Source organism: Nocardia sp. FBN12 (assembly GCF_054031145.1).
The window spans coordinates 5,789,050-5,813,091 of the sequence record NZ_CM132926.1; the positions used below are offsets into that span (position 1 = coordinate 5,789,050).

General features: G+C 67.4%; 22 protein-coding genes. 11 read left to right on the plus strand and 11 right to left on the minus strand.

Going from position 1 to position 24,042, the window contains the following annotated elements; all coding sequences use genetic code 11:
* Nucleotides 1-43 precede the first annotated feature (43 nt).
* Genes trmB through ACWZHB_RS27370 form a run of 3 tightly spaced genes read left to right on the plus strand, consistent with a single transcriptional unit; the run spans nt 44 to nt 5,568 of the window.
* The gene (trmB, locus tag ACWZHB_RS27360; RefSeq protein WP_427904659.1) at nt 44-847 is read left to right on the plus strand and encodes a tRNA (guanosine(46)-N7)-methyltransferase TrmB; all 804 of its coding nucleotides are present in this window, start codon (nt 44-46) and stop codon (nt 845-847) included.
* Entirely contained in the window at nt 844-1,560 is a 717-nt protein-coding gene (locus ACWZHB_RS27365; protein WP_427904660.1) for an NYN domain-containing protein, read from the plus strand. Before trmB ends, ACWZHB_RS27365 begins: the two co-directional genes overlap by 4 nt.
* Nucleotides 1,561-5,568: an MMPL family transporter gene (locus ACWZHB_RS27370; RefSeq protein ID WP_427904661.1), complete on the plus strand. Its 4,008-nt coding sequence runs from the start codon at nt 1,561-1,563 to the stop codon at nt 5,566-5,568.
* 53 nt (nt 5,569-5,621) lie between these two features.
* Here the strand turns inward: ACWZHB_RS27370 and ACWZHB_RS27375 are convergent, their stop codons facing one another.
* From ACWZHB_RS27375 to ACWZHB_RS27395, 5 genes are all read right to left on the minus strand, one after another.
* Nucleotides 5,622-7,256 carry a DUF2339 domain-containing protein gene (locus ACWZHB_RS27375; RefSeq protein WP_427904662.1) on the minus strand — a complete coding sequence of 545 codons (1,635 nt, stop codon included), beginning with the start codon at nt 7,254-7,256 and terminating at the stop codon, nt 5,622-5,624.
* 538 nt (nt 7,257-7,794) lie between these two features.
* Nucleotides 7,795-8,466, minus strand: coding sequence for a DUF1707 SHOCT-like domain-containing protein (locus tag ACWZHB_RS27380; protein WP_387216122.1), 672 nt, complete (start codon nt 8,464-8,466; stop codon nt 7,795-7,797).
* Between the two features lie 62 nt (nt 8,467-8,528).
* A complete protein-coding gene (locus ACWZHB_RS27385; protein ID WP_427904663.1) occupies nt 8,529-9,179 on the minus strand; it encodes a response regulator in 651 nt (216 codons plus the stop codon).
* A gap of 16 nt (nt 9,180-9,195) precedes the next feature.
* A complete protein-coding gene (gene macS, locus ACWZHB_RS27390) occupies nt 9,196-10,374 on the minus strand; it encodes a MacS family sensor histidine kinase (protein WP_427904664.1) in 1,179 nt (392 codons plus the stop codon).
* Nucleotides 10,355-11,596: an AI-2E family transporter gene (locus tag ACWZHB_RS27395; RefSeq protein WP_427904665.1), complete on the minus strand. Its 1,242-nt coding sequence runs from the start codon at nt 11,594-11,596 to the stop codon at nt 10,355-10,357. The genes macS and ACWZHB_RS27395 overlap by 20 nt, the downstream gene beginning before the upstream one ends.
* Nucleotides 11,597-11,635: 39 nt before the next feature.
* Between ACWZHB_RS27395 and ACWZHB_RS27400 the strand changes: the two genes are divergently transcribed.
* Together ACWZHB_RS27400 and ACWZHB_RS27405 are read left to right on the plus strand one after the other, a co-directional pair.
* Nucleotides 11,636-13,189: an adenylate/guanylate cyclase domain-containing protein gene (locus tag ACWZHB_RS27400; protein ID WP_427904666.1), complete on the plus strand. Its 1,554-nt coding sequence runs from the start codon at nt 11,636-11,638 to the stop codon at nt 13,187-13,189.
* A 4-nt stretch (nt 13,190-13,193) separates the two neighbouring features.
* The gene (locus ACWZHB_RS27405; protein WP_427904667.1) at nt 13,194-14,264 is read left to right on the plus strand and encodes a lysylphosphatidylglycerol synthase transmembrane domain-containing protein; all 1,071 of its coding nucleotides are present in this window, start codon (nt 13,194-13,196) and stop codon (nt 14,262-14,264) included.
* On the opposite strand, the gene ACWZHB_RS27410 is transcribed toward ACWZHB_RS27405, so the two are convergent.
* Both ACWZHB_RS27410 and ACWZHB_RS27415 read right to left on the minus strand, forming a co-directional pair.
* The gene (locus tag ACWZHB_RS27410; protein ID WP_427904668.1) at nt 14,265-14,621 is read right to left on the minus strand and encodes a DUF3054 domain-containing protein; all 357 of its coding nucleotides are present in this window, start codon (nt 14,619-14,621) and stop codon (nt 14,265-14,267) included.
* Between the two features lie 81 nt (nt 14,622-14,702).
* Nucleotides 14,703-16,259: an NTF2-like N-terminal transpeptidase domain-containing protein gene (locus tag ACWZHB_RS27415; RefSeq protein ID WP_427904669.1), complete on the minus strand. Its 1,557-nt coding sequence runs from the start codon at nt 16,257-16,259 to the stop codon at nt 14,703-14,705.
* A gap of 519 nt (nt 16,260-16,778) precedes the next feature.
* Between ACWZHB_RS27415 and ACWZHB_RS27420 the strand changes: the two genes are divergently transcribed.
* Together ACWZHB_RS27420 and aroQ are read left to right on the plus strand one after the other, a co-directional pair.
* A complete protein-coding gene (locus ACWZHB_RS27420) occupies nt 16,779-17,333 on the plus strand; it encodes a hypothetical protein (protein ID WP_427904670.1) in 555 nt (184 codons plus the stop codon).
* Between the two features lie 62 nt (nt 17,334-17,395).
* Complete coding sequence (gene aroQ / locus ACWZHB_RS27425) at nt 17,396-17,851, plus strand: type II 3-dehydroquinate dehydratase (RefSeq protein WP_427904671.1); 456 nt, start codon at nt 17,396-17,398, stop codon at nt 17,849-17,851.
* 98 nt (nt 17,852-17,949) lie between these two features.
* Here the strand turns inward: aroQ and ACWZHB_RS27430 are convergent, their stop codons facing one another.
* Nucleotides 17,950-18,396 carry a nitroreductase/quinone reductase family protein gene (locus ACWZHB_RS27430; RefSeq protein WP_427904672.1) on the minus strand — a complete coding sequence of 149 codons (447 nt, stop codon included), beginning with the start codon at nt 18,394-18,396 and terminating at the stop codon, nt 17,950-17,952.
* Between the two features lie 178 nt (nt 18,397-18,574).
* On the opposite strand from ACWZHB_RS27430, the gene ACWZHB_RS27435 reads away from it, so the two are divergent.
* Genes ACWZHB_RS27435 through ACWZHB_RS27445 form a run of 3 tightly spaced genes read left to right on the plus strand, consistent with a single transcriptional unit; the run spans nt 18,575 to nt 20,587 of the window.
* Complete coding sequence (locus tag ACWZHB_RS27435; RefSeq protein WP_427904673.1) at nt 18,575-19,516, plus strand: ABC transporter ATP-binding protein; 942 nt, start codon at nt 18,575-18,577, stop codon at nt 19,514-19,516.
* Complete coding sequence (locus ACWZHB_RS27440) at nt 19,513-20,361, plus strand: ABC transporter permease (protein WP_427904674.1); 849 nt, start codon at nt 19,513-19,515, stop codon at nt 20,359-20,361. Before ACWZHB_RS27435 ends, ACWZHB_RS27440 begins: the two co-directional genes overlap by 4 nt.
* Entirely contained in the window at nt 20,351-20,587 is a 237-nt protein-coding gene (locus ACWZHB_RS27445; RefSeq protein ID WP_067455043.1) for a helix-turn-helix transcriptional regulator, read from the plus strand. The genes ACWZHB_RS27440 and ACWZHB_RS27445 overlap by 11 nt, the downstream gene beginning before the upstream one ends.
* 46 nt (nt 20,588-20,633) lie before the next feature.
* Here the strand turns inward: ACWZHB_RS27445 and ACWZHB_RS27450 are convergent, their stop codons facing one another.
* Together ACWZHB_RS27450 and ACWZHB_RS27455 are read right to left on the minus strand one after the other, a co-directional pair.
* Nucleotides 20,634-21,212 (minus strand): imine reductase family protein, encoded by a 579-nt coding sequence (locus ACWZHB_RS27450; protein WP_427904675.1) that lies wholly within the window; start codon nt 21,210-21,212, stop codon nt 20,634-20,636.
* Between the two features lie 88 nt (nt 21,213-21,300).
* Nucleotides 21,301-22,182, minus strand: a complete 882-nt coding sequence (locus tag ACWZHB_RS27455; protein ID WP_427904676.1) for an NAD(P)-dependent oxidoreductase — start codon at nt 22,180-22,182, stop codon at nt 21,301-21,303.
* 154 nt (nt 22,183-22,336) lie between these two features.
* Here ACWZHB_RS27455 and ACWZHB_RS27460 point away from each other — a divergent pair, with 154 nt between their 5' ends.
* A complete protein-coding gene (locus ACWZHB_RS27460; protein WP_427904677.1) occupies nt 22,337-22,714 on the plus strand; it encodes a winged helix-turn-helix transcriptional regulator in 378 nt (125 codons plus the stop codon).
* A gap of 21 nt (nt 22,715-22,735) precedes the next feature.
* Here the strand turns inward: ACWZHB_RS27460 and ACWZHB_RS27465 are convergent, their stop codons facing one another.
* Nucleotides 22,736-23,860 (minus strand): glycerate kinase, encoded by a 1,125-nt coding sequence (locus ACWZHB_RS27465; RefSeq protein WP_427904678.1) that lies wholly within the window; start codon nt 23,858-23,860, stop codon nt 22,736-22,738.
* Nucleotides 23,861-24,042: the final 182 nt, after the last annotated feature.

Sequence of the window (24,042 nt, forward strand, 5' to 3'; positions counted from 1 at the left end):
GTCCCCGAACTCGCCTGTGGCGTAGCTCCACGCATGCTGGACAATGGACGACGTGAACGACGCCGCCAACCACGCCGAGCCGACCAGCCACAAGCTGTCGGAGATGCCCGACGACGCCGGCAGGCGCTCACTCACCGGCTCCCGGCTGTACCCGCGCGTCACGAGTTTCCGCACTCGCCGCGGCGCGCTGACGCCGAACCAGCAGGCCTCCTGGGACAAGACGTGGCCGGTGATCGGGCGCAATGTGTCCAACGATCCGGTCGACGCCGACGCCTGGTTCGGGCGCGAGGCGCCGCTGGTCATCGAGATCGGCACCGGCACCGGCACCGCGACGGCCGCCATGGCCAAGGCCGAACCGCACCTGAACCTGATCGGCATCGAGGTGTACCAGCCGGGTCTGGCCCAGCTGGTTCAGCAGATCGAGCGCGACGAGATCGACAACATCCGGTTGCTGCGCGGCGACGCCGTCGACGTACTCGAGAACATGGTTGCCCCGGAGTCGCTGATCGGCGTTCGGGTGTTCTTCCCCGACCCGTGGCCCAAGGCCCGCCACCACAAGCGCAGGCTGCTGCAGGCGCCGACATTCGCGCTGATCGCCAGCAGACTCAAGCCCGGCGGTGTGCTGCACGTGGCGACCGACCACGCGGATTACGCGGAGCATATTCTCGAAGTAGGCTCCAAGGAACCGCTGTTCACCGGCCTGAACGACACCACCGGCGGCGACAGCGCCGCCAACCGCACTACCGCGCCGATCGGTTTCGAACGGCCCGTCACCAAGTTCGAGGGCAAAGGCCTGCGTGCCGGTAGCGCCATCAACGAGTTCATATGGGGGAAGATCGACAGATGAGCGTGAGTGAGATCGCCCCCGAGATGCCGGTGCCCGCCCAGGCAGGCCCCGGTTCCGAGGCGTTGAGCGGTTCCGATGTTCGACGTGTGCTGTTGGTCTGGGACGCGCCGAACCTCGATATGGGGCTCGGCGCCATCCTCGGAGGACGTCCCACCGCCGCTTATCGCCCCCGTTTCGACGCGCTCGGCCGCTGGTTGCTGGCCCGCACCGCCGAGATCTCGGTCGCCTCGAAGGGGCGCATCGAGGCCGAGGCCACCGTCTTCACCAATATCGCGCCCGGCACCGCCGACGTGGTCCGCCCCTGGGTGGAAGCGCTGCGCAACGTCGGTTTCGCGGTGTTCGCCAAGCCCAAGATCGACGAAGACTCCGATGTCGACGCCGATATGCTCGCCCACATCGCGACCCGTCAGCGCGACGGCGGTTTAGCCGGAATCATGGTCGCCTCGGCCGATGGTCAAGCCTTCCGTGAACCACTGGAAGCCATCGCGGCCAAGGGAATCCCAGCTCAGGTACTCGGATTTCGTGAGCACGCGAGTTGGGCGGTCACTTCGGATACCCTCGGGTTCGTCGACCTCGAGGACATCCCTGGAGTATTCCGGGAACCGCTACCGCGGGTGAGTCTCGAGTCGCTGCCCGACGAGGGTGCTTGGCTGCAGCCTTTCCGGCCGCTGTCGGCGCTACTCACTTCTCGCCCTGGTCAAGGAGTCGCTTAAGTGTTCACCCGCTGGGGCGATCTGGTATATCGGTTCCGCTTCGCCGTCATCGTGGTTGTCGGTGGGGCGATGTTGGCGTTGGGTGCGTACGGCATGGGGCTCGGGCCCCGGCTGAGCCAGAGTGGCTGGTTCGATCCTGGCTCGGAGTCGGTGCAGGGCGCGCAGATCGCGGACGGGTCTTACGGCCGCGACCACCAGGCCGACGTCATCGTCATGTACAACGCCCCCGAGGGCAAAACGATCGATGACCCGGAGTTCTCGAAGAAGGTCGTCGACAGCCTGAGTACCGCCGTCACCGAACACCCCGATCAGATCGGCAAGATCAACGGCACCTATTGGAAGGTGGGCGACGCGCCCGCCGTGCCGTCGGCGTTCGGGTCGAAGGACAAGAAACACGCGTTCGCCTCGATCGCCATCGCCGGTGACAACGACACCGTCATGATGGCCAACTACCGCGCCGTGGCGGACGCCTTCTACATCCCCGGCGTCGACGTCGAGGTCTCGGGCCTGCAAGCCATCGCGGTCACCCTGACCGACACCCTCGACCACGACTCCAAGCGAATGGAAGTAATCGCCTTCCCCGCCGTGGCGATCCTGCTGTTCTTCATCTTCGGTGGCATCGTCGCGGCCGCGTTGCCGCTGATCATCGGTGGTCTGACGATCCTCGGCGCCACCGGCATCGTGATGGCGCTGACCAATTTCACCGAGGTCAACTTCTTCGTCACCGGTGTCGTCTCGATGATCGGTCTCGGCCTGGCGATCGACTACGGGCTGTTCATCGTCAGCCGTTTCCGCGAGGAGCTGGCCGAGGGTTACAGCACCAGAGCCGCCGTCCGGCGGTCGGTCATGACCGCTGGACGAACAGTGGTGTTCTCCGCGACGATGATCATCGCCAGCGTCGGCGGCATTCTGATCTTCCCGCAGGGCTTCCTGCGGTCGGTCGCGTACGGCACCATCGCGGCGGTCTCCCTTGCGGCGCTGACCGCCGTCACGATTCTGCCCGCGATGCTGGCCATCCTCGGTCCGCGCGTGGACATGCTCGGCCTCAAGCGGTTCCGCAAGACCAAGACCGCGGAGCAGGTCGAGAACGGTTTCTGGGGCAACCTGACCCGGTGGGTCATGCGGCACCCGCTCAAGATCGCCATCCCGATCACCATCGGCCTGCTGCTGCTGATCATCCCGGTCAAGGATCTGGCGTTCGGCGGCATCAACGAGAAGTACCTCCCACCGGACGACCCCGCTCGTTCCGCGCTCGAGCACTTCTACGAGGTCTTCCCGATGAAGAAGACCGACCCGATCCAGCTGGTCTTCGTCTCGGACAACACCAACGCGATCGGCAAGGTCTGGAAGGAAGCCAATCAAGCTCCCGGGCTGGTGAGCCCGTTCGAAGTGCCGGTCAAGTCGCCGACCAACTCCCAGGTGTTCCGTACCTCGGCACCCATGGTCGATCCGACCAACAACGCCGAGCCGACGATCGACTACCTGCGCTCGATCGAAATACCCGACGGCGTCACGATGTACGTCACCGGTCAGCCCACCCTGATGGCCGACAGCATCGACACGCTGATGGAACTGATGCCGTGGATGATCTTGCTCGTCTTGGTCACCACCACGATCCTGATGTTCCTGACATTCGGTTCGCTGGTACTGCCGATCAAGGCCGCCTTGATGAGCGCGCTCGGCCTCGGCGCGACCCTCGGCATCCTCACGTGGATCTTCGTCGACGGCAACGGCGCCACACTCCTGAACTTCACGCCACAGCCGATCAGCGCGCCGGTCTTGATGCTGATCATCGCGATCATCTACGGCCTGTCGACCGACTACGAGGTCTTCCTGCTCTCCCGCATGGTGGAGGCCCGCGCCCAAGGTGCGTCCACCACCGAGGCCGTGCGAATAGGCACCGCCCAAACCGGGCGAATCATCACCGCCGCCGCGCTGATCCTGCTCGTGGTGACCGGCGCGTTCGCGTTCTCCGACATGGTGATGATGCAGTACATCGCCTACGGCATGATCGCGGCGCTGCTCATCGACGCCACCATCCTGCGCATGCTGCTTGTCCCGGCGATCATGAAGTTGCTCGGCGACGACTGCTGGTGGGCGCCGAAGTGGATGAAGCGGATCCAGGAGAAGATCGGCCTCGGCGAACCCATCCTCGACGACGAGCGCCCTGGCAACAGCGACGCGGTCGACCTGGTGAAGACCACCCCGATCACCGACCCGCCGACCATGCAGATGACGGCGGTCCCCGACTCCAAGCTGGCCCGCACCCCGCGCAGGCCGCGTACGGTCGCCGAGATCGAGGCCGAGGCGCCGACTCAGCGCATCGACAAGATCACCGATGCCGAGGCCGCCGAGCCCGCTCGGCCGCGCTTGCCGATGTCGCCCGATCCGACGCGTCCCCGCGCCTCGATGCTGTCTTCGGGTGAGCCGACGCGCGAGTTGCCGGTGGTGAAGCCGGGCACGCCGGCGAAATCCGAGCAGGGGGATGGCGCGAAGCCGACGGAATCCGGACTCGACCTGCCGAACCACGTGTCCGGCGAGCCGACCCAGGTGCTGCCGATCGTCAAGCCGGGCACCCCGAATCCGGCTCAGGGACAAAACGATTCGACCTCGGATAGCTCCACGGACGAAGACCGTGGCTATTCGGGACCGAGCTTCGGCACCCCGCCCATACCGCTCACCGATCTCGGCGATCCCGAAACCGGGCCCGGCGGCGCCACTCGCCCCACCAGCGAGCTCGGACACACGGGCAGCACTGCCGACGCGCCGAGCATCAGCTCGCCGTTCGGCGACACCGGACCGAGCTTCGGTCACGATTCGCGCTTCGGCCCCGCAGGCACCACCGCGCCAGAAGGCGGTGGCACCGAAACCCCCAGTGGCCCTTCGATTTCCCACCCCGACCCGGTCGACAACGGGTCCGGGCTCGATCTGCCCGGCATCGTCACCGGTGTTCCGCCGCGTGGCTCCGGGCGCGTGCAGCCGCCCTCGGGGTACACGCCGGGAGTGATCGGCGAGACGCCGCCGGTGCCGCGAATTTCGACGCCGAACGAGACCGGCGATGGCGCCGGATTCGGTACGCCCACAGTGGATTCGCGGCCGAGCATCGTTCCCCCGGCCCGGCCGAACACGGCGACCCCGCCGCGCGGGATCGTCCCGCCGCAGCCTCCGCGGATCGTCAACACCCCGCCGACGCCGCGCGAGGCCCCGCCGAGCGCCGTGCCACCAGCACCTCACGACACCCCGCCGAGTGCCACGCCACCGGCACCACACGAGGCCCCGTCGAGCGGAACCTTCAACGGGTTCAGCCCGGTGACCGCGTCGAACCTCCGGCCGGTCACGCCCGACACCCCCGCACCGGACTCGAGCATGCCCGGACAGGTCGACGGCGCTGTGCGCGAAACGGATTCGAACCCGCGGGGCTCCGAGGCACCGCGCCCTGACTTCTCGGCAACGCCCGGCTCGCATCGTGCCGAGTCGCACCCGGGTACCGCGGCGCGCGCGGAGACCGAACCCGAATCACCTCTTCCCTCCCCGGGCGTTTTCGGTACCTCGGTGCCGGTCGAACCGCAGCCGAGCGCTCCGTGGAACAACGGCATGACCGGCCCCGGCACGCCGCGCGGTTTCAATCCGCCCGATCAGGACAGCGGACCACGGTTCTCGCCGGTCACGCCGTCCTCGTCGGCGGGTGACCTCGACGAGGAGGCGACGGCCGACCAGGCCGATACCCCCGGTCGATGGCAGGCGCCGTCCGGCTTCACCGCCGTCCCGACGCCCGCCGCGTCGCCGGCGGAACCGTCCGACGAGGTGACCGCACCCGCTGCTGAAACCGATTCCACGGCAACGGAATCCGCTGAACCGCAGGCGGACACCCGCAATGAGATCGAGAACTGGATGGCTCAGCTGCGCTCGTCTCGCCGGGGCACCGGCGTGGACGAGGGTCGCCATAGCGGTGGCGAGGGTCGGACCGTGAGTGTGAACGAGCTGCTGCGTCGGCGCGAGGACGACTGAGGTCGCTCCGTGAGAGCGCTGGGGCGGGGCCTTCGGGCCCCGCCCCGTTCTGTTTACTGACCCTGGCGCGCCGGGGAAGAGTCCGCGAAGGCGCGGGCGTAGCGGGTTCCGGTGAGAAGCAACAGGATTCCGACTGCCAGGAAGGCTGCTACCCGGACCAGCCCGGAGAGGGTGGCCAGGTCGAACAGGAACAGTTTCGCGAGTGCGGCCGCGGCTACCAGGAGGCCGGAGACCAGGCAGACCTTCGCGACCACGGGTGAAGTGGCGAGTCGGCGCAACCCGTAGAACAGTGCGGCGGTGGCGGCCACCATCCACACGATGGTCGCCACGCTGTGGCCGACGATGAAACCGTCCGCGCCGCCGAGGGATACGCCGAGCGACACCGCGGCGACCAGCACGTAGTACAGCCCGGCGATAATCACCGCGATCCACACTCCGGTGACGAGTGCTGGATCGTCGCACCGCGGCAACCGTGGCACGGTCCACGCCACCATCGCCGCCACCCCCGATCCCGCAACTGCCGCCATCGCCGTCGCGACATCGAGATCCTGCTCCGCAAGCCGTTGCAGCGCAAGCGTTTCCGGCGTAGCGATCGCCAGCATCACGAGCCCGCCCAGCAGCGCGAACGCGACACCGAGCCCAGCAGCGACCCGTGTGCGGCTCACGGCGGCAACCCCGAAGAACGCGAGACCGGCAACGAAAAGCGCGGTCGGCATCAGTCGAGGGTGACCGCCCGTCGCGACGGCGCACGTCTGCAGCAACGCGACCGCACCGGTCAACGCGGCCACCAACGCCGTGTGCCGGGCGATCCCCAGCCGCCCGACATCCCGAGCAACATCAAGCCGGGGACCCATGACCGTTTCCGAGCCGGAAGCCGCCGCACCAGCGCCGGCAGGAATCAACCCGGTAGCGGCGAGGCCGAGCAGGACTGTGGCGATGACCGCGGTGATCGACACGCTCACCACCCGGTCGAACAGCGCCGCGGCGGCGAGCACCGGGAGGACGGTGAGGGCGATCGTGATGCTGGCGGTGATGTCGCCCGGCCTGCGGCGCACCGCGAGCAGCGCACCGACCAGTCCGACCACCGCACCGGCGATCGCCGCGATCAGCAGCCCTTGCCTGTGCTCCACCTCCGTGCCGGAGATCGCTGCTTCGATCCCACTGAGCGCCACCATCCCCAGCACCGCGAGCACCACCGGCAAGGTGCGCGCCACGTGCAGTACCGGCCAGTCCCTGCGCAGCTGCACCGGAACCCCCGCCGCCTGCAACACCACCAAGAACCCGAGCAACATCAATTCGGTGGTCAACGCGGGCGACAACACCGCGGCCCCCAACACCACCCCCACCGCCAACGGCTGCGACTGCCACCGCACCGCGACCCCCACCCCGACCAGCGCCACCACCAGCGCCACGGCAAGCCCGACTCCGCCGGGCACCCATCGGTAATACCCGGTTACCGCAACAACATCCAGATACAGCCCGGCAATACCAGTGGCCACCAACGCAATTCCACCGACACGACCACCGGGCCGCGTGAACACCCGCCAGCCGAGGCCGACCAGTACGGCGGAAAACACCGCGCCAGCGATGACTCTCGCTACCGGACCGAAGAACCCCGCCTGCGCGGCCAACACCAACAGCATCAGCACGCCGACCAAGGTCACCCCGACGCCGGCCACGGCAAGCACCCGGGAAATCACTCCTTCGCGCTGCCACCACGGCACCCGCACCGGCCCTGGTTGCCCGCCGCGGGCTGCCCACGTGGGAACACCCTGCCCGGTCGACCTCGCCCAACCGGTCGGCCCTCCTGCCTGTCCGTACGGTGCAAAACCACCACCGCGCGGCCCGGCCGGACCGCCCCCAGGCGGCGCAGCAGGTCCCCCATACGGTCCAACCCAGTTCGCGGGAACCCCGAACGGCGCGGCACCGCCACCATGCGGCCCCACCGGAGCAGCCCAGTTCGCTGGCGCCCCGGTCGACCCGCCCGCACGCGACGCTTCCGCTCGCAACTGCGCAGACAGCACATCCAGGTCGCCGCCCAGCTGACTCAGGTGTGCGCCGAGCGCGGTGAACTCTCCGGACAGCCGGGCAACCAGCGCGGGATCGATGGCAGTACTCATAACTCCATAGTCGACCCGTGCGGATCGCCGTACATGAGTAAAAACCCCTGCGGGCGCGCTGTTCCTACGCGAAAAGCGCCTTTCGTATGTCCGCAGAGCCCAGGGTTCACGAACCCAGGAATCGCCTCCACTGAACCATCAGCGGGTATTTCGCGGTCACCGATCCGAACCGGATGCGACCGTGCACGACAAGATGCAACGGCCCGATCGGCGGGCCGGTGCGAACCTTGTTGTTGGCCGAGGATCCCACCAGATCGAGGCCGTTGAGGTCGACAGTGGCGGCCGCGGGGACGAGCAACGTGAGACTCGTGCAGTAGTCATCGACCTGGATCTCGACGATCTGCGTCTGCATCACGGCCTCGGTGAAGTCCAAGGTCACGCCCGACATCAGGTTGTTGAGATGCAACACCGGCGGCACCTGCCACGGCCCACGCCGGTGGACCCCCGACAACCGGCTACGAATCGCGCTCGGATTGGACCCACCGGCAGGCACCGGAACATGGCGTGGCCGCGGCATCGCGGCGGGCTGCGGTGTGCCCGCCACCCGCATTCCGGGCAGGTCGACGAGCACAGCGTTGAGTTCACCGCGAGTCTTCGCGGCCAGCGCCGTATCCATCCGCTCGGTGAACTCGCCGAGCGAGAGCATGCCGAGCCCGACGGCACGCTGCAGCAACTGCCCGACATGCTCCCGCTCGGCGTCGGAAACACGCAGCTCACGGTCACCGACGGGACCAGCCGTCGCGGCACCGGGTACGAAAAGGGATTCAGGACCGCCCATGCCATCGAGGGTAGCCAGCGAAACCGTCCCGGCGCATCAGGGCAAACCCCCATTCAAGACAACTATTCGAGCCCCTGCTCGATGGCGTAGCGGGTGAGCTCTACCCGATTCGCCAGCTGCAACTTGCGTAGCGTCGCCTGTACATGGTTCTCCACCGTCCGATGCGAGAGATTCAACCGAGTAGCGATCTGCTTGGCCGACAACCCCTTGGCCACCATCCGCAGAACCTCGGTCTCCCGCTCGGTCAACGACGGCCGGTGCGGCTGATCGGCGGCCGCGGGCGCGGTGGCCATCCGCCGATACTCCCCGAGCACCAACCCGGCCAATCCGGGCGTGAACACCGGCTGACCTGCGGCAGTGGCGCGAACGGCATCGATCAACTCGGCCGCCGACGCACTCTTCACCAGATACCCGCTTGCCCCCGCCTTGATCGCGTCGAGCACATCGTCGCGCTCGGCCGAAGCCGACAGCACCAGCACTCGGCTATGCGGCGAAACCCGCAGCACCTCCGCCGTCGCCGCGGCCCCGTTCCCATCGGTGAGCTGCATGTCCATCAACACCACGTCCGGCTGCACGGCCGCGGCACGCCGAGACGCTGTCCCCACGCCGTCAGCGGTGGCCAACACCTCGAACCCGGCCTCGGCGAGATCGCGCGAAACGCCCTCACGCCACATCGGATGGTCGTCGACCACCATCACCGTAATGACCGGCATCGCCCAGCTCCTCTTCTCAGCGCGCCGACTGGCGCGGAATCCGGAATTCCCACTCGGTACCGAGGTCCTCCCCCTCGGTGAGCAACTCCGCGGTCCCACCGAGCGCCTCGATCCGCCCGATGATCGACCGCGAAACACCCATCCTCCCTTCGGCAGCGGCTGCCTCCAGTCGTCCCGCCTCGATGCCGACACCGTCGTCGCGCACACTCACCACCACTGCGTCGACGGTATCTTCCAGCAGCACATACGCTTTCGCATCGGGCCCGGCATGCAGTGCGACATTCGACAGCGCGGTGGTCACCGCCGCGGCGATCTCGTGCGCCACCAGCTGCCCGACCGGCACCGGATCGCCCGGCGTAGCCACCGACACCGTGGTCGTGGCCCGCGAAGTCAGCAGCGGCCGCAGATCCACTTCCCCCGAACCGGAGTCCGGCTGTTGCGCCTGCTCGGACAACAGCACCCGCAACGCCACCTCCTGCTCCCCTGCTCGCTGCGCGAGTTCGGTTGCGGGCCCGCCGATCTCACCACCGCGCCGCTTGATGTAGGCGAGCACCTGCAACACTCCGTCGTGCACCTCACGGGCCAACCGCTCCCGTTCCTGCGCGGCGGCCGTGATCCGCAATGCCCGCTCGAGCTGCCCCTGTGCCCGCCTGGCGGTATTGGCCGCCAACCCGAGCGCCAACCCCACCGAAACGAGCACGGGCGCGGTGGCATCCCCCCACACGTCCTGTCCCCACTGATCGCGCACCGTCACCACCACAGCCGCCATGGCAAGTCCCGCGACAACTCCCGCGACCGGTCCGCGCAGGATCGCCATCGAGATCACCGAGTTCGCGATCCACAACGTCGTCGGCAGCGTCTGATGCCCGTGATACCAATCGTAGTCCGCGACAAGCCTGGTCGAGGCGATCAGCGCCACCGTCACCACCTGGTCGCCGAACACCACCCAGCCGCGAATCTTCCCGGTCGCCTCGGGGAAGTACCACTGCGACAGCAGCAGCGCCGAACTCCCCGACCAGATCGCCATCACCGCGATCAGCACCCAACTCAGCCGCGGATGCTCGTAATACGGCGCCGACGCGATCTGCTGCCCGATCGCGTACAGCAGCGTGACCAGCCGAAACGCCTGCGCAGCCCGCCACAGCGGCGCGGTGGCGGCATCGGCCGAGCTCAACTCAGCTGTGTGGGTCCGCATCGCCGGACTCTTCTTCTTCCTTGCGCAGCCGCTTCGCCACGTCGAAGCGGCCCGGTGGCTCCGGTTTGTCGGGCTCGGCGGTGAACCGTTTTCGCTCCTCGGCGCCGACCAGCTCACCGAAGGCCTCCGCTGGACTGTCGGCGAGCAGATATCGAATCGCGGTGTTGCCCACCGCGATCAACGGCACGGCGAGCAGCGCGCCCGCGATCCCACCGACGACCAACCCGGCGGTGATCGCCAGCACCACGGCCAGCGGATGGATGCTCACGGCCCGGCCGAGCAGCAGTGGCTGCAGCACATGGCCTTCCAGCTGCATCACCGCGACGATGATGCCGAGCACGATCAGCGCGGTCACCAATCCCTTGGTGACCAGCGCGATGAACACCGCGACGAACCCGGCGAAGAACGCGCCGATGATCGGGATGAAGGCGCTGATGAACACCAGCGAAGCCAGCGGCAAGGCAAGCGGCACATGCAGAATCGCCAGCCCGGCTCCTATACCGATCGCGTCCACCGCCGCGACCACCACGGTGGCGCGCACGAATCCGACCAGCGTCCCGAAGCCCAGTTCACCTGCGGTACGGACCTTTTCGCGGTGCGCTGTGGGGATGATCCGGGTGATGAAGTTCCAGATCTGATCCCCGCCGTAGAGGAAGAAGATGAGGATGAACAGGATCAGGAACGCACCGGTGAGGATGTGGCCGATGGCGGTGGCGGTGGTCAGCGCGCCGCTGGTCAGGCTCTCGCGGTTGTCCTGGATGGTGCGCACGATGGTGTCGCCCGCGTTGCGGATCTGCTGGTCGCTCAGATGCGGCGGGCCGTTGATCAACCAGTCCTGCACCTTGTGCACGCTGTTGGTGACCTCATTGGACAACCCCGGCACACCGTCGACGAACTGCTCGACGACAAACGTCAACACCCCCGCGAGCAGCCCGATCGACCCCAGCAGCGCCACGAACACGCCGAGCGAGCGCGGAATCCCCACCCGCTGCATCCAATCGACCAGCGGCGCGAGCAGTGCGGCGGCGAGCAGCGCGATAGCCAGCGGGATCACCACCGTGGCGAACTTCTGGACCAGCATCCCCACCGCGAGCAACGCGCCGAAGATGATCAGCAACCGCCAACTCCATGCCGCGGCTTTGCGAACAAGGGGGTGAACTGCCTCGGCGTCCGAGCGCCATGGCGTTGACGCGGTCCCGGAATCTACCTTCTGGTCGGTCACTCGAGAGAGCCTATCGGTCCGAACGCTAGATTGGTGGTCGTGTCGGCGCCTCTGGAAGCGGTCAAACAGACCATGCGAACGCGCTGGCCGCTGTACCTGACGTCTGTGCTGCTGGCCAACGCCTTCGGCGCGGTACTGGTGTGGGCCTTCATCCAATACGGCCTGCCGGTTCCCGAGGGCGATCCGGGTGGGGTGCGCCAGACCGGTCTGCTCGCGCCGCTGCTCGTTTTCGGGATCGCGGCGGTACTCAGTATCTGCGCCGCCGCGCTCATGCTGCGGCCGGTGATGCGCTGGCAGATGCGTGGCGGGCCACCGAGCAGACGTGAGCAGATGGCGGCGCTGCACGTGCCGCTGCGGCAGTCGATCGTGCACCTGGTGCTGTGGATCATCGGTGGCGGGATCCTGGCCGCGATGATCATCGCCGAATCGCCCGAGCTGGCAGGCGCGGTGATCGTCACCGAGTGTATGGCCGCCACCATCGTGTTCGGCTTCACCTACATGCTTGGCGAACGCATCCTGCGCCCGGTCGCCGCGGAGGCGCTGACCGAGGGCACCTTCGACCACACCCTGACCCCCGGCGTCGGCACCCGGATGGCGATGACCTGGGGCATGGGCACGTTCGCGCCGACCATCGCGATCGTGCTGCTGTGCGTCACCCAGATCTCCTCGGACGTGAAGTTCTCGGCGAAGTCCCTCGCCATCTCGATCCTGCTGCTGTGTGGCGTGGTGATCCTGCAGGCGCTGGCGCTGTCGATGCTGACCGGTTCGTCGATCTCCGACCCGGTGCGCCAGTTGTCCCAAGCCATCAACAGGGTGCAGGCCGGCTCGCGTGACGTTCAGGTGGAGGTCTACGACGGCAGCGAGATCGGGCTGTTGCAGGTGGGCTTCAACCGGATGATGGACGAGGCGGCCAAGCGGCGCAAGCTGCAGGAACTGTTCGGTCAGCACGTCGGCGAGGACGTGGCGCAGCGAGCATTGGACTACGGCACCGAACTCGGCGGTGAGACGCGTTTCGTGGCGGTGCTGTTCGTCGACATGGTCGGTTCGACCGCCGCTGCCGCCGAACGTCCGCCGACCGAGGTCGTCAGCCTGCTCAACGAGTTCTTCCGGGTGGTGGTCGATGTGATCGACAGCCACCACGGTTTCGTCAACAAATTCGTCGGCGACGCGGCGCTCGCCATCTTCGGCGCCCCGCTCGACCGCCCCGACGCGCCGAGCGCCGCACTCGCCGCGGCCCGTGATCTGCGCGAGGCGCTGCGCGAGGTGACCAGCCTCGACATCGGCATCGGCGTCTCGGCCGGCCTGGCGGTCGCCGGAAACATCGGTGCCGCAAATCGTTTCGAATACACCGTGATCGGCGACCCCGTCAACGAGGCCTCGCGACTCACCGAATTGGCCAAAGATCATCCCGGCCGCGTTCTCGCTTCGGGCAGCGCGCTCTACTTCGCCGACGAAAGCGAGCAAGAACATTGGGTAACCGGAGACGAGGTCCAATTGCGCGGCAGACGCAGAAAAACCCGCCTGGCCTGGCCGAAGTCCGCGATCGCCGCGCCGCACACCGACGAGGAAGAACAGGTCAGTTCGCTAGGCTGAGACCGTGACGGCCGACGGCGACCTAGCAGGCGTACCGGCCGAGCGCCGCCGCCGCTTCCGGTGGGTCAAGTGGGTGCTCGGCGCGGTGATCCTCGCGCTGCTCGTCGGCGAAGGCGTGTACCTGTGGCCCCGCCTGCACGAATCCTGGCGCACACTCACCGAGATCCACTGGGGTTGGCTGATCGGCTGCATCGTCCTGCAGGCCCTGTCGATGAGCGGATTCGGCGGCGTGCAGCGGCAGCTACTGCACGCGGGCGGGGTGGACGTCAGCCAGGTGAAATCGGAATCGGTGGTCTACGGCGCGACCGCGATGTCGCTGACGCTGCCCGCGGGCCAGGTCTTCTCCACCGCCTTCACCTACCGCCAGACCCGGCGTTGGGGCGCGAGCCCGATCGTCGCCTCCTGGCAGCTGGTCTTCTCCGGCGTGGTCGCCGCGGCCGGGCTGGCGATACTCGGTATCACCGGTGCCGCGCTGGTCGGGCAGGGGATCGGGTTCAAATTCATCGTCTCACTGGTCGTGCTCGCCCTGGTGCTGTTCGTCGGCAACTACCTCGCCCGCCATCCGGGCACGCTGGAGGCGATCCTGCGGCGGGTGCTCGCGCTGGTCAACCGGCTGCGCAAGAAACCGGCCGATCACGGCATCGCCAAGCTGGCCGAGATCAGGTCGCAGCTCGAGTCGGTCGATCTGGGGAAGAAGGACGCCGCGCTCGTCGGGGTGTGGGCGCTGCTGCACCGGTTCGCCGATGTGGCGTGTCTCGGCGCCGCCTGTTACGCGGTCGGCGCCGATCCGAAGTTGTCCGGGCTGCTCATCGCGTTCGCGGCGGGTAAGGCGGTGGGGTCGATCCCGTTCGCGCCGGGCGGCATCGTCTACGTGGACGCGACGCTGATCTACGGCCTCACCGCGGGCGCTGGGCTGCCCGCCGCGCAGGCGGTCGCGGCCGCGTTCGTCTACCGGCTGGTCAGCTTCATCCTGGTCGCCGTCGTCGGCTGGATCGTCTTCGCGTTCCTGTTCCGCACCCCGCAGGCCGACGACGAGGAATACGAGCAGGAATTCAAGCAGCAGCGCCGAATCTGATCACCGCAGTGCGCGAATGGCCGCTCGCCAGCCGAGCAGGAACAGCGCGAGCACGCAGGCCGCGACGATCATGAAACTCAGTGCGACGCCCTGCCCGCTGATGGCGCGCAACACCATCCCGCCGACGAGGGTGCTCGCCCAGATCAGGATTCCGGTGGGCCACAACGCGGTTGCGTCGAACCGCGTATTCCGGGCGAGGTAGCTCGCCAAGACCCAGCCGAGGATCAATCCCGCCCCGAAGGGCCACACCGTTTTCAGCAGACCGGCGATGACAGCCTCGTCATGACTGCGCCTACCGATCGCACAGAAGACGATCACCAGGAGAGCATCGATACCGAACGGCGCGTATCTCTTCACGGACGTAGCGTAACCGTTGTTGATCTAGATCGAGACCGGGTCGATATCCACTGACCAGTGTGCGTGCATCGAAACCGGGCCTCACGGCTCCGGCGTGGCCAGGGATTTCAGCAAGACGGCCGCGAGTCGTGACGTGGCGTCACCACTGTCGACGTCGGCGATGTGCACCGCGAAGACCAGATCGCCCATCGTCGCCAGCAGCCAACCGTCCGTCCCGCCCGTCGCGGCGAACGCGGTGATATCGCGGAACCCGCGCAGCGCAGCGGTTTCCGGCTTGCCGATGCCCTCGTGCATCATGGCGCGCAACCGGTCGACCGCGGGCTGGGGCAGCGCGGGGACCGGGGTATCGGTGGTGCCCGGCTTGCCCGCCTCGATCATCGGCGGCGCCACCGAGCCACGCGAGATCGCCGCGGCGGCGATCGCCATTCCGAAGGGGCTGACCTGCACCGCATCGGATCCCGCACCCTGACGCACCTGCTCGGTGCTGCGGCCGGGCGCGCTGATCCGCCCGGTCACCTCGTCGAGCCCGGCCACCTTGAAGTCGACGCCGACGCCGAGCGCGGTGGCCGCCTCGGCCGCTTCCTGCACTGTCACGTCCTGCGGCGGCTTGTTCTTGGTCGCGGCGGCGACCGCGCGGAAGAGCTCCATCGTGCCGCCCGCCGGGAACAGTCCGGTGAAGGCGATCGGGCCCTTCTCGGTGGCGTAGGAATTCTGCGCGACCGCGACGACCGCGCCGGTCGAGGGCTGCATGGCCACGACCGTGGCCGGTGTCCCCGCGCTCACCACCGCGTCCTCGGCGGCACGCTGTAAGCGCTGATCCATCGTCGCGGCGATATCCGGACCAGCGGGCCCCTGATACCCGGCCACCTGGTTGACGAACCGGCCGTCGGCCTCGAAGATCTGCACACCCCAGCCCGCGGTCGCCTCGAGGCTGTCCTGCCATACCTCGCGCAGCGCGTCGAGCATCGGCGAGCGGGTGCGCCGGTCGGCCGAGATCAGCTTCGGCTGCTTCTCCATCACCACGCCCGGCACCTTGGCCATCCGCGGTTCCAGGATCGCGAAATCCCCGTCGCGCAGGTTCACCGCGACGATCGGCTTGCCCTGCGAGCCCGCCAACTGCTGCATCAGCGATGGTCCGGTGATCAGCGGCGCGACCGGTTCGATGGCGTCGGCGAGGGCATTGGTGGTGCCGACGAGATCGCCGGTGCGACTCGGGTCGATCTTGATCACGTTGAGTGTCTGCTCGGTCATCAGCGTGTCGCCCGGCAGGTCGACGACCTTCGGCGGCGGCTTGGCGGTCGTGCGCACGAGCTTGACGGTGCGGTTGTTCTCCAACTGCGGCATCACCACTGCGGGCTCCCAGGTGATCCGCCAGCCGATCGCGAGCTTGCGGACGGTGCCCTGCAGGGTGTAGTTCCAGTCCTTCTTCTCACCGAAGTTCCAGGCGACGTCCATGCTGAAGATCGCCGACTGCTTGTCGAGGTCGATGACCTGCGAGGCCTCGTAGTCGACAGTGCCCGTCTGCAGGCCCTCGAACATTTGCTTCATGGTTGCCGAAGCGGCGGCGGGGTACGAGGTCAGGTCGGCGGCTTTGCTGTAGTCCTGATCGTCGAGGAGGTCGGTGAACTTCTGAACCACCGTCTCCGACTCGCTCGTGTTCCCACCCGCTCCACATGAGCACAACGCCATGGCGAGGGTCGCAACCCCCGCAATCGCCATTGCGCCCCGGACGCGAAAGCGGCGGGATCCCCACACATCCATATCGCCCACTCTTCACTCTTGCCACTCCGGTAACAAATCCACCGTACCGGAAGTTGACCCGTCTCCAATGCCCCGGTAAGTCGGGACCAGGCCCGACCTCGACACCTCGATTGTGCCGGAAATCTCGCCCCGATGAGGACAGGATTTCCAACCTCGCCCAGTAAGCGGCAACAACTGCTGTGTCAACCGTACCGACAGCCTCGCCGGGTCGTGCGGATCTCGCAATTGTCCGGCGATTCAACGCGAGGGTACCCAGGCCACCGACCGCCAACCCCCGCGGTACCCGCCTCGCGAGGCGAGAAGAAACCGTTCACGCAGAGCGGAATCCGCAGCTCGTATATCGGCGTAATCTTGTAATCAACGCAACGAGCGCAACAGAGATAGCAGGTGATTCCCATGCGGAACGACCGACGCGAACGCGGATTCGGCCGACCCGGCGGCTGGCAGCAAGCCGACCTTCCCGATCCCGCCGACGCCCCCGACTGGTTCGCCGGACGATTGCCCGCCGACTGGTTCACCGGTCCGGTGGAGATCGAGATCGACCGCGACGAGATCGTCGTGGTCGGCGACCTCCCCGTCGCAGGCGACGCGAGTACCGCCACCAAGGAGGGAACCCTCGCCCGCTTCCGCGAGTCGACCCGCCCGGCCCGCATGCAGATCGCCGACGAGGCCCAGCGCCGTTACGGCCGCAGCGTCGCCTGGGGCGTGCGAGTAGACGGCCACCGGACCGTGTTCACCCACCTGGCCGTCCCCGTCATGACCCGCCTGCGCCAACCCGAACGCCAGGTCCTCGACACCCTCATCGACGCCGGCGTAGCCCGCTCCCGCGCCGACGCCCTCGCCTGGACCGTCAAACTCGCCGGAAAACACGCCGAAACCTGGCTGGCCGAACTCCGCGAGGCCATGCGCAAAGTCGACGACCTGCGCTCAGAAGGCCCGACGGGTCTGTAATCACCAGCGGGGCCCGAAGGGACCCGCCTCGAGCGCGCCAGCGCTCCAATAGGATGGCCTGCATGGAAACCGTGCAGGCCACTGGTCCGATTCTCGTCGTCAACGGACCGAACCTGAACATGCTCGGCACCCGTCAGCCCGAGATCTACGGCGCCGACACCCTCGATGATGTCGTGGCGCTGTGCGAGAAAACCGCCGCCCGCTTCGGCCGCACTGTGGTCGCCTTCCAGTCCAATCACGAAGGCGCGCTGATCGATCGGATCCAGCAGGCCCGCGGCGAGGTATCGGCCATCGTCATCAATCCGGGCGGCCTCACCCACACCTCGGTCGCGCTGCGCGACGCCCTGGTGATTCCCGAGGTACCGATCGTGGAGGTGCACATCAGCAATGTGCACGCGCGCGAGGAGTTCCGGCACCATTCCTACGTCTCCCCGATCGCGACCGCGGTGATCGCCGGCCTCGGCATCCAGGGCTATGCCGCCGCGATCGAATTCTGTGCCGCCGCTCCGCGAATCTAGACCGGACTCAGCTCCGGGCGATCCGGGGACGCGGCCGACGGTTCACCGGCGAGAGGGTCAGCCCGTGCCCAGGGAGAGTTACCGTTGTTCTCGCATGATCACGCGAGACGGAAAACCGGGAAACCCGGGGCGATTCGGGCGAGCTCGCCATCGGTCGCGTCCTTGGTGACGCCTTCGAAGAACTTACCGACCTCCCAGCCCCACTTCTCCAGGTACAGCCGCAGCAGCGGGACCTTGTCAGCGTCGGGAACCTCGGTGGCCGTGAAGGATTCGACCTTGCGGCCCAATCGCAGTTCGCCGTCGCCTGCCACGCGCAGGTTGCGCACCCACTGCACGTGCCCGCGCGGCGCGACCAGGTAGCGCTCGCCGTCGGCGGCAGTCAGCACGTTCACCATGGTCGTGCGCCATTCACCGCTCTTGCGGCCGCGCACGGCGAGCAGCCGCGAACCCATGATGCTGATCCCGAACTCGGGAAGCAGGTTAGCGATCTTGTTGACGATCGGATCGATGCCGGTCGGGGGCAGGTGGCGGGTCGCGTTGTCCATGTCGATCTCCTAAAACCGTGAGCACTGCTCTCTGTTGTGTACAAGCATGCGCGTGCCATCGCGCAAAGTCAAGAGCAGTGCTCACAGTTCTCGAATGTCCAATTTCGGCGAAGCATTGCCGCGATGATATGTAGTACGTATGCTACATATCATCGAAGGTCGATGACTGGGAGGACTCATGACTTCGAACAACAACGGTGCGCCAGATGTCGTTCTCGATGTCGCGCAATTACGCATGCGCTACGACGAGACAGACGTCCTGCACGACGTGACATTCCAAGCCAGGCGCGGGGAAGTGCTCGTCATGCTCGGGCCCAACGGTGCGGGCAAGACCACCACGATCGAGATCCTCGAGGGGTTCCGCAGGAGGTCGGCCGGCCAGGTCGACGTGCTGGGGGCCGATCCCGAACACGGTGACGAACTCTGGCGCGCCCGCATCGGCGTGGTGCTCCAATCCTGGCGAGACCACGCCAAATGGCGAGTGGCCGAACTACTTCGGCATCTCGGTACCTACTACGCCCCGTATTCCACCGCCCGAGTGCAACGGCCATGGGATACCGGCGAACTCATCGATCTGGTCGGACTCACCGACCAAGCCGACGCCAAGATCTCCACCCTCTCGGGCGGTCAACGCCGCCGGCTGGACGTGGCGATCGGCATCGTCGGCCGACCCGAACTGCTGTTCATGGACGAACCGACCGCCGGTTTCGACCCGGCCGCGCGCCGCGACTTCCACGACCTGGTGCACCGCTTGGCCGACCTCGACGACACCACCGTCCTGCTCACGACCCACGACCTGGACGAAGCCGAGAAGCTCGCCGACCGCATCCTGATCCTGGCGGGTGGCCGCATCATCGCCGACGGTTCCCCGGAGGAGCTCAGCGCCGCCACCGCAGGCGAGGCCGAAGTGCGCTGGACCCGCGACGGTCAGCGTTTCGTCCACACGACCACCGAGTCGACCAAGTACGTCCACGAACTGTTCAAGCAGCACGGTGAATTGATCGAGGATCTCGAGGTGCAGCGCGCCTCGCTGGAGGACACCTATATGGCGCTGGTCCGCCGTTTCGAATCCGACGCGGCCGCCGAGCCGGTCCGGTCTCTGCAGGAGGTCACGCGATGAATCCCACACTCGTTGCCGTCAGGGGCGGCCTGACGGCTATGTGGATCGAACTGCGGCAGCTGTACACCAACGGCACGAGCCTGATGGGCCAGTTCCTCACTCCCGCACTGTTTCTGGTCGCGATCTTATTCCTGCGCGATCGGACCTACCAGGACACCGCACTGTCGCTCGGCGAACTCGCGGTGCCCGGCCTGCTCGGTAGCATCATCGCGTTCAACGGCTTGTACGGCATCGCCGAGGTCCTCGCGCTCGACCGCGAGGACGGAACCCTGTTGCGCGCCAAGACAATTCCGAACGGCATCCTCGGCTACTTCATCGGCAAGGTCGGCACGACCGCGGGCGCGGTACTCGTCCAGCTGGTGGTGGTGCTGACCATCGGTGCCGTGATCGTCGGTGGCTTGTCGGCGCCCGGCGGCGCGATGATCACGCTCGTCTGGGTGATCGTGCTCGGCCTGCTCGCCACGCTGCCGATCGGCGCCATCCTGGGTGGGTTGATCGTAGGCGCCCGCGACATCTTCCTGCTGACTCTGCCCCTGATGGGCCTGATCGCCATCTCCGGGATTTGGTACCCGGTCACCGCCCTGCCCGGCTGGTTGCAGGGTCTGGCCCAACTCTTCCCGATGTACTGGCTGGGCCTCGGCATGCGCTCGGCGCTGCTGCCCGCCGAGGCAGCGGCCATCGAGATCGACGGGTCGTGGCGGCACCTCGAGACCGCCGCCGTACTCGGCGTATGGTCGATCGTCGGGTTGCTGCTCGCGCCGATCGTGCTGCGGCGAGCGGCCCGCCATGAGTCGGGATCCAGCGTGGCCGTCCGCCGCGAGAAAGCGATGCAGCGTGCCTTCTGAGGTCATCTACAACCGCATCGCGATGCTGCGTGCCGAGCGCGGCATCTCGCGGCGAGACCTAGCCGAAGCCCTCGGCGTGCACTACCAAACCGTCGGCTACCTCGAGCGCGGCGAATACAGCCCGAGCCTGCACCTCGCCCTGCGCCTCGCGGCCTATTTCGAAGTAGCGGTGGAAGTGGTGTTCTCCACCGAGCCGTTCCCGAGACTGGGCGCCGAGACCGCGTGAACACCCGAAACCGTTCGGCAGCACTGTGCCGAACGGTTTCGACGTGTTATCCGCGAAGTACCTGGAACGTCGATGCCCGCCTGCCGATGGCACGCTCCCAGTACGACGAAACAGACTCGGCCAGAGCGGTATCCACGCCGGCCGCCGCGCTGGTGGCCACCACATGTCGCGCACCGGCCCCCATCATCCGCAGGTAACCGGGATCGGCCAGCCCCCCGGCCTCGGCCATCCCCGCCCACGCGGCGTACAGGTCGCCGACACTGCCGAGTGAGCGCTGGGCGAAGGGCAGGAACCGGGCGATCTCGGAGCCGGACCGGTCGATGATCGCCAGCGCCTGTTCGTAGCCGAGCAGTAAAGGCAGGAACAGGGCGAGCATCGCCTGGTAGTACACCTGGGCCGCGCCGTCGTCGGCACCCAGATATTCCGCTGCCGCCAAGGGCCGCAACAACTCTCGTTGCGACTCGAAGACCGCCGCCGGTCCGCTGTAGAAGATGTAGGCCGACGGGCCTGCCAGCTCTTCCGGCTGAGCCATCACCCCACCGGCGAGAAACTCACCACCCCGAGCCCGGACGAACGCCGCGCCCGCTCTGGTTCGCTGCGGCGAATCCGAGGACAGGTTGACCACGACCTTGCCGGTCAGCTTCGCGCGATCTGCCTGCCCATCGAGCCGAGGCCGATGACGGTCACCGCGTTCGCTCGGCTCGATGGCGCCATCAGGACGCCTCGCCGCGCATCAACGCGAAGGTCGAGACCGCCGTGCCCGCGGCCTCGCTGGCGACCAGTGCCTTGCGCCAGTACGACTGCGCCAGGTGCGAGAACCCGGCGTCGACGCCGACTTCCTCACTGGCATCGATGATGTGCTGGGCGCCCGCGTCCATCATCTTCAGGCTCGCCACGTCGGCCCAGCCACCGTTCAGGTTCGCCACCGAGAACTGTTCCATGAAGTACGGGAAGGCCTCGCTGGCGCGCACCGCGAACGGGACGAACTGGGCGATGTCGTGGCCCGACTTCGCGATCACGGCGGTCGCCTGGTCGAAGGCGAGCAGCCACGGGTGGAAGATCGTCAGCAGTGCCTGGTAGAAGACCTGGGCGAGGCCGTCGTCGGCGCCGAGGTACTCCTGCGGGCTCAGCGGGCGCAGGAGTTCGGCGTGCGCGTCGAACACGGGCTTCGGGCCGCTGTAGAAGATGTAGGACGCGGGATGGGCGATATTGTCGCCCGCCGACATCACCCCGCCGGAGAAGAATTCGGCGCCGCGCTCGCGGACCCACTCGGCGCCTGCCCGCGCCTTCTCCGGTGAATCGGAGGACAGGTTGGCGATCACCTTGCCGGGCAGGTGGTCGATCGCCTGGCCGAGGACGTCGTACATGGCGTCGTAGTGGGTGAGGCTGAGGACGGCGACCTCGTTGGCGTCGAGTGCCTCGGCGACGGTGCCGGCGCGCTTGGCACCCAGCGCCACCATCGCGTCGACCTTGGCGGTGCTGCGATTCCACACCGTCACCTCGACGCCGGCCTCGAGGAAGGCCTTGACCATGGACTGGCCCATCGGGCCGAGGCCGAGGACGGAAACGGAACGGGGAGCGGTCTGCTCGGACATGGTGTGGCCCTTCGGTTCTCGATATTGCTTCGATACTGGTTGGTTCGGCGCCGCTTTCCATGGTGGTCGGCGCGGGTATCGTCGGGAAGACCGAACGTTGTGGTGTGGTTGCTTACCTAGAGGTTCGAAAAACGGTCAGAAGGGTGTGGCGACGATGAGTAGTGACGCAGATCACGATGTGTGCGGTATGAGCCTGGCCATCGACGTCGTCGGCGGTAAATGGAAGCTGCATCTGATGTGGGTGCTCGGCGATGGGCCGCAGCGATTCGGCCAGATCCGGCGACTGCTCGACGGCGTGAGCGAGAAGGTGCTCGCCGAGAACCTGCGTCATCTGGAGAGCACCGGCGTGGTGCACCGCGAGATCTTCCCCGAGATCCCCCCGCGCGTGGAGTACTCGCTCACGCCGCTGGGCGAAACGCTGCGCCTGGCCCTGGAGCCGCTCGAGAGCTGGGGCAATACGCACCGCTCGGAACTGGCCACCGTCAGCCGCCCACAAATCCCAGCGCAGGCCGGCACGCGAGTCGCACTGTGATTTCGGCGGTCGCGGTTCTGACTACAAGTGCTCCAGGGCGATTCGCTCGCCGATCCGTTCGAGCAGGGCGGCCGCGGCGCTGATCGAACGCGCGGGATCCGGCTCCAGGTCACTGAGCGGATAGCACGCGGCGAACCCGGCGGCCCGGATCTCGCCGGGCGACAACAGAGTTCGGCCGACCGCCGCGATCACCGGCACCCTCGCCCGCTTCGCCGCCGCCGCGACCCCGACGGGTGCCTTGCCGTGCATGCTCTGGTGATCCAGCGAGCCCTCACCGGTGACAACCAGCGTGGCCTCGTCGACCAGCTTCGCGAATTCCAGCAGTTCGAGCACCACATCGATTCCGCTGCGCACCTGCGCCCCCAGCACCGCCAGCACACCGAACCCGGTACCGCCCGCGGCCCCCGCGCCACTGATCTCGGCATACCCGGTGCCCAGCACCGCGGCCCAATTGGTAAGTCCTGCCTCCAGTTTCGCCATCTGCCGAGCAGTGGCCCCCTTCTGCGGCGCGTACACAGCCACCGCGCCCGCGGGACCGAGCAACGGATTGTCCACATCGCAGGCAAGGGTGAACAGCGCCGTCGTCACCGCCGGGTGCAAGCCGGCGCGGTCCACCGAGACAACCCGCTCGAGCATCGCGGCTACATCGACGTCGCCGTCCAGCTCCTGTCCGTCCCGGTCCAGCAACCGCAAACCGAGCGCCCGCAACATCCCCGCGCCACCATCGGTCGACGCACTCCCGCCGAGCCCCAACACGATCTCGCGCGCCCCGGCGTCGAGCGCGTGCCCGATCACCACGCCGAGCCCGAACGTGCTCGCCCGCAACGGATCGAGCCGCCCACCGGGCAACTTCACCACCCCGACAGCAGCCGCCAACTCCACCACCGCGGTATCTCCGCGCATCGCGTACACCGCCGTCGAAGCCTCCCCGGTGGGTCCTGGCGCTGCCACCTCGACCCGTTTCCACCCTGCCGCGGCGAAGGCGTCGACCATTCCGTCGCCACCATCGGCCACCGGCACACACCGCACCCGCGCCCCCGGCGCCCGCCGAGCGATCCCCCTACCCAATGCCGCGGCCACCTCGGGCGCCGAGAGCGAACCTTTGAACTTGTCGGGGGCGAGCACGACAAGAGGTCGCCGAGTCATCTGTTCCACTGTCCGCCTCTCCACCTGTTCCGCCTCTCCGCGAATTCAGCGTGCCATTTCCGAGCACGACCGATGGTTCTCGGTCTTGCGGCGGGTGCGCAGCGGCTCGGAGGTGGTCCGGGAGTCACCCATGTTCTCATCTGCTCAGTGGGTTGTCCTCCCCTACACGGTAGCGTCGACAT

What these genes read in the sequence shown, in the direction of transcription:
- trmB (WP_427904659.1), top strand. Translation starts at nt 44, where the DNA reads ATGGACGACGTGAACGACGCCGCCAACCACGCCGAGCCGACCAGCCAC.
- ACWZHB_RS27365 (WP_427904660.1), top strand. Translation starts at nt 844, where the DNA reads ATGAGCGTGAGTGAGATCGCCCCCGAGATGCCGGTGCCCGCCCAGGCA.
- ACWZHB_RS27380 (WP_387216122.1), bottom strand. Translation starts at nt 8,466, where the DNA reads ATGGGCGGTCCTGAATCCCTTTTCGTACCCGGTGCCGCGACGGCTGGT.
- ACWZHB_RS27385 (WP_427904663.1), bottom strand. Translation starts at nt 9,179, where the DNA reads ATGCCGGTCATTACGGTGATGGTGGTCGACGACCATCCGATGTGGCGT.
- macS (WP_427904664.1), bottom strand. Translation starts at nt 10,374, where the DNA reads ATGCGGACCCACACAGCTGAGTTGAGCTCGGCCGATGCCGCCACCGCG.
- ACWZHB_RS27420 (WP_427904670.1), top strand. Translation starts at nt 16,779, where the DNA reads ATGCGGAACGACCGACGCGAACGCGGATTCGGCCGACCCGGCGGCTGG.
- aroQ (WP_427904671.1), top strand. Translation starts at nt 17,396, where the DNA reads ATGGAAACCGTGCAGGCCACTGGTCCGATTCTCGTCGTCAACGGACCG.
- ACWZHB_RS27430 (WP_427904672.1), bottom strand. Translation starts at nt 18,396, where the DNA reads ATGGACAACGCGACCCGCCACCTGCCCCCGACCGGCATCGATCCGATC.
- ACWZHB_RS27435 (WP_427904673.1), top strand. Translation starts at nt 18,575, where the DNA reads ATGACTTCGAACAACAACGGTGCGCCAGATGTCGTTCTCGATGTCGCG.
- ACWZHB_RS27440 (WP_427904674.1), top strand. Translation starts at nt 19,513, where the DNA reads ATGAATCCCACACTCGTTGCCGTCAGGGGCGGCCTGACGGCTATGTGG.
- ACWZHB_RS27455 (WP_427904676.1), bottom strand. Translation starts at nt 22,182, where the DNA reads ATGTCCGAGCAGACCGCTCCCCGTTCCGTTTCCGTCCTCGGCCTCGGC.
- ACWZHB_RS27460 (WP_427904677.1), top strand. Translation starts at nt 22,337, where the DNA reads ATGAGTAGTGACGCAGATCACGATGTGTGCGGTATGAGCCTGGCCATC.
- ACWZHB_RS27465 (WP_427904678.1), bottom strand. Translation starts at nt 23,860, where the DNA reads ATGACTCGGCGACCTCTTGTCGTGCTCGCCCCCGACAAGTTCAAAGGT.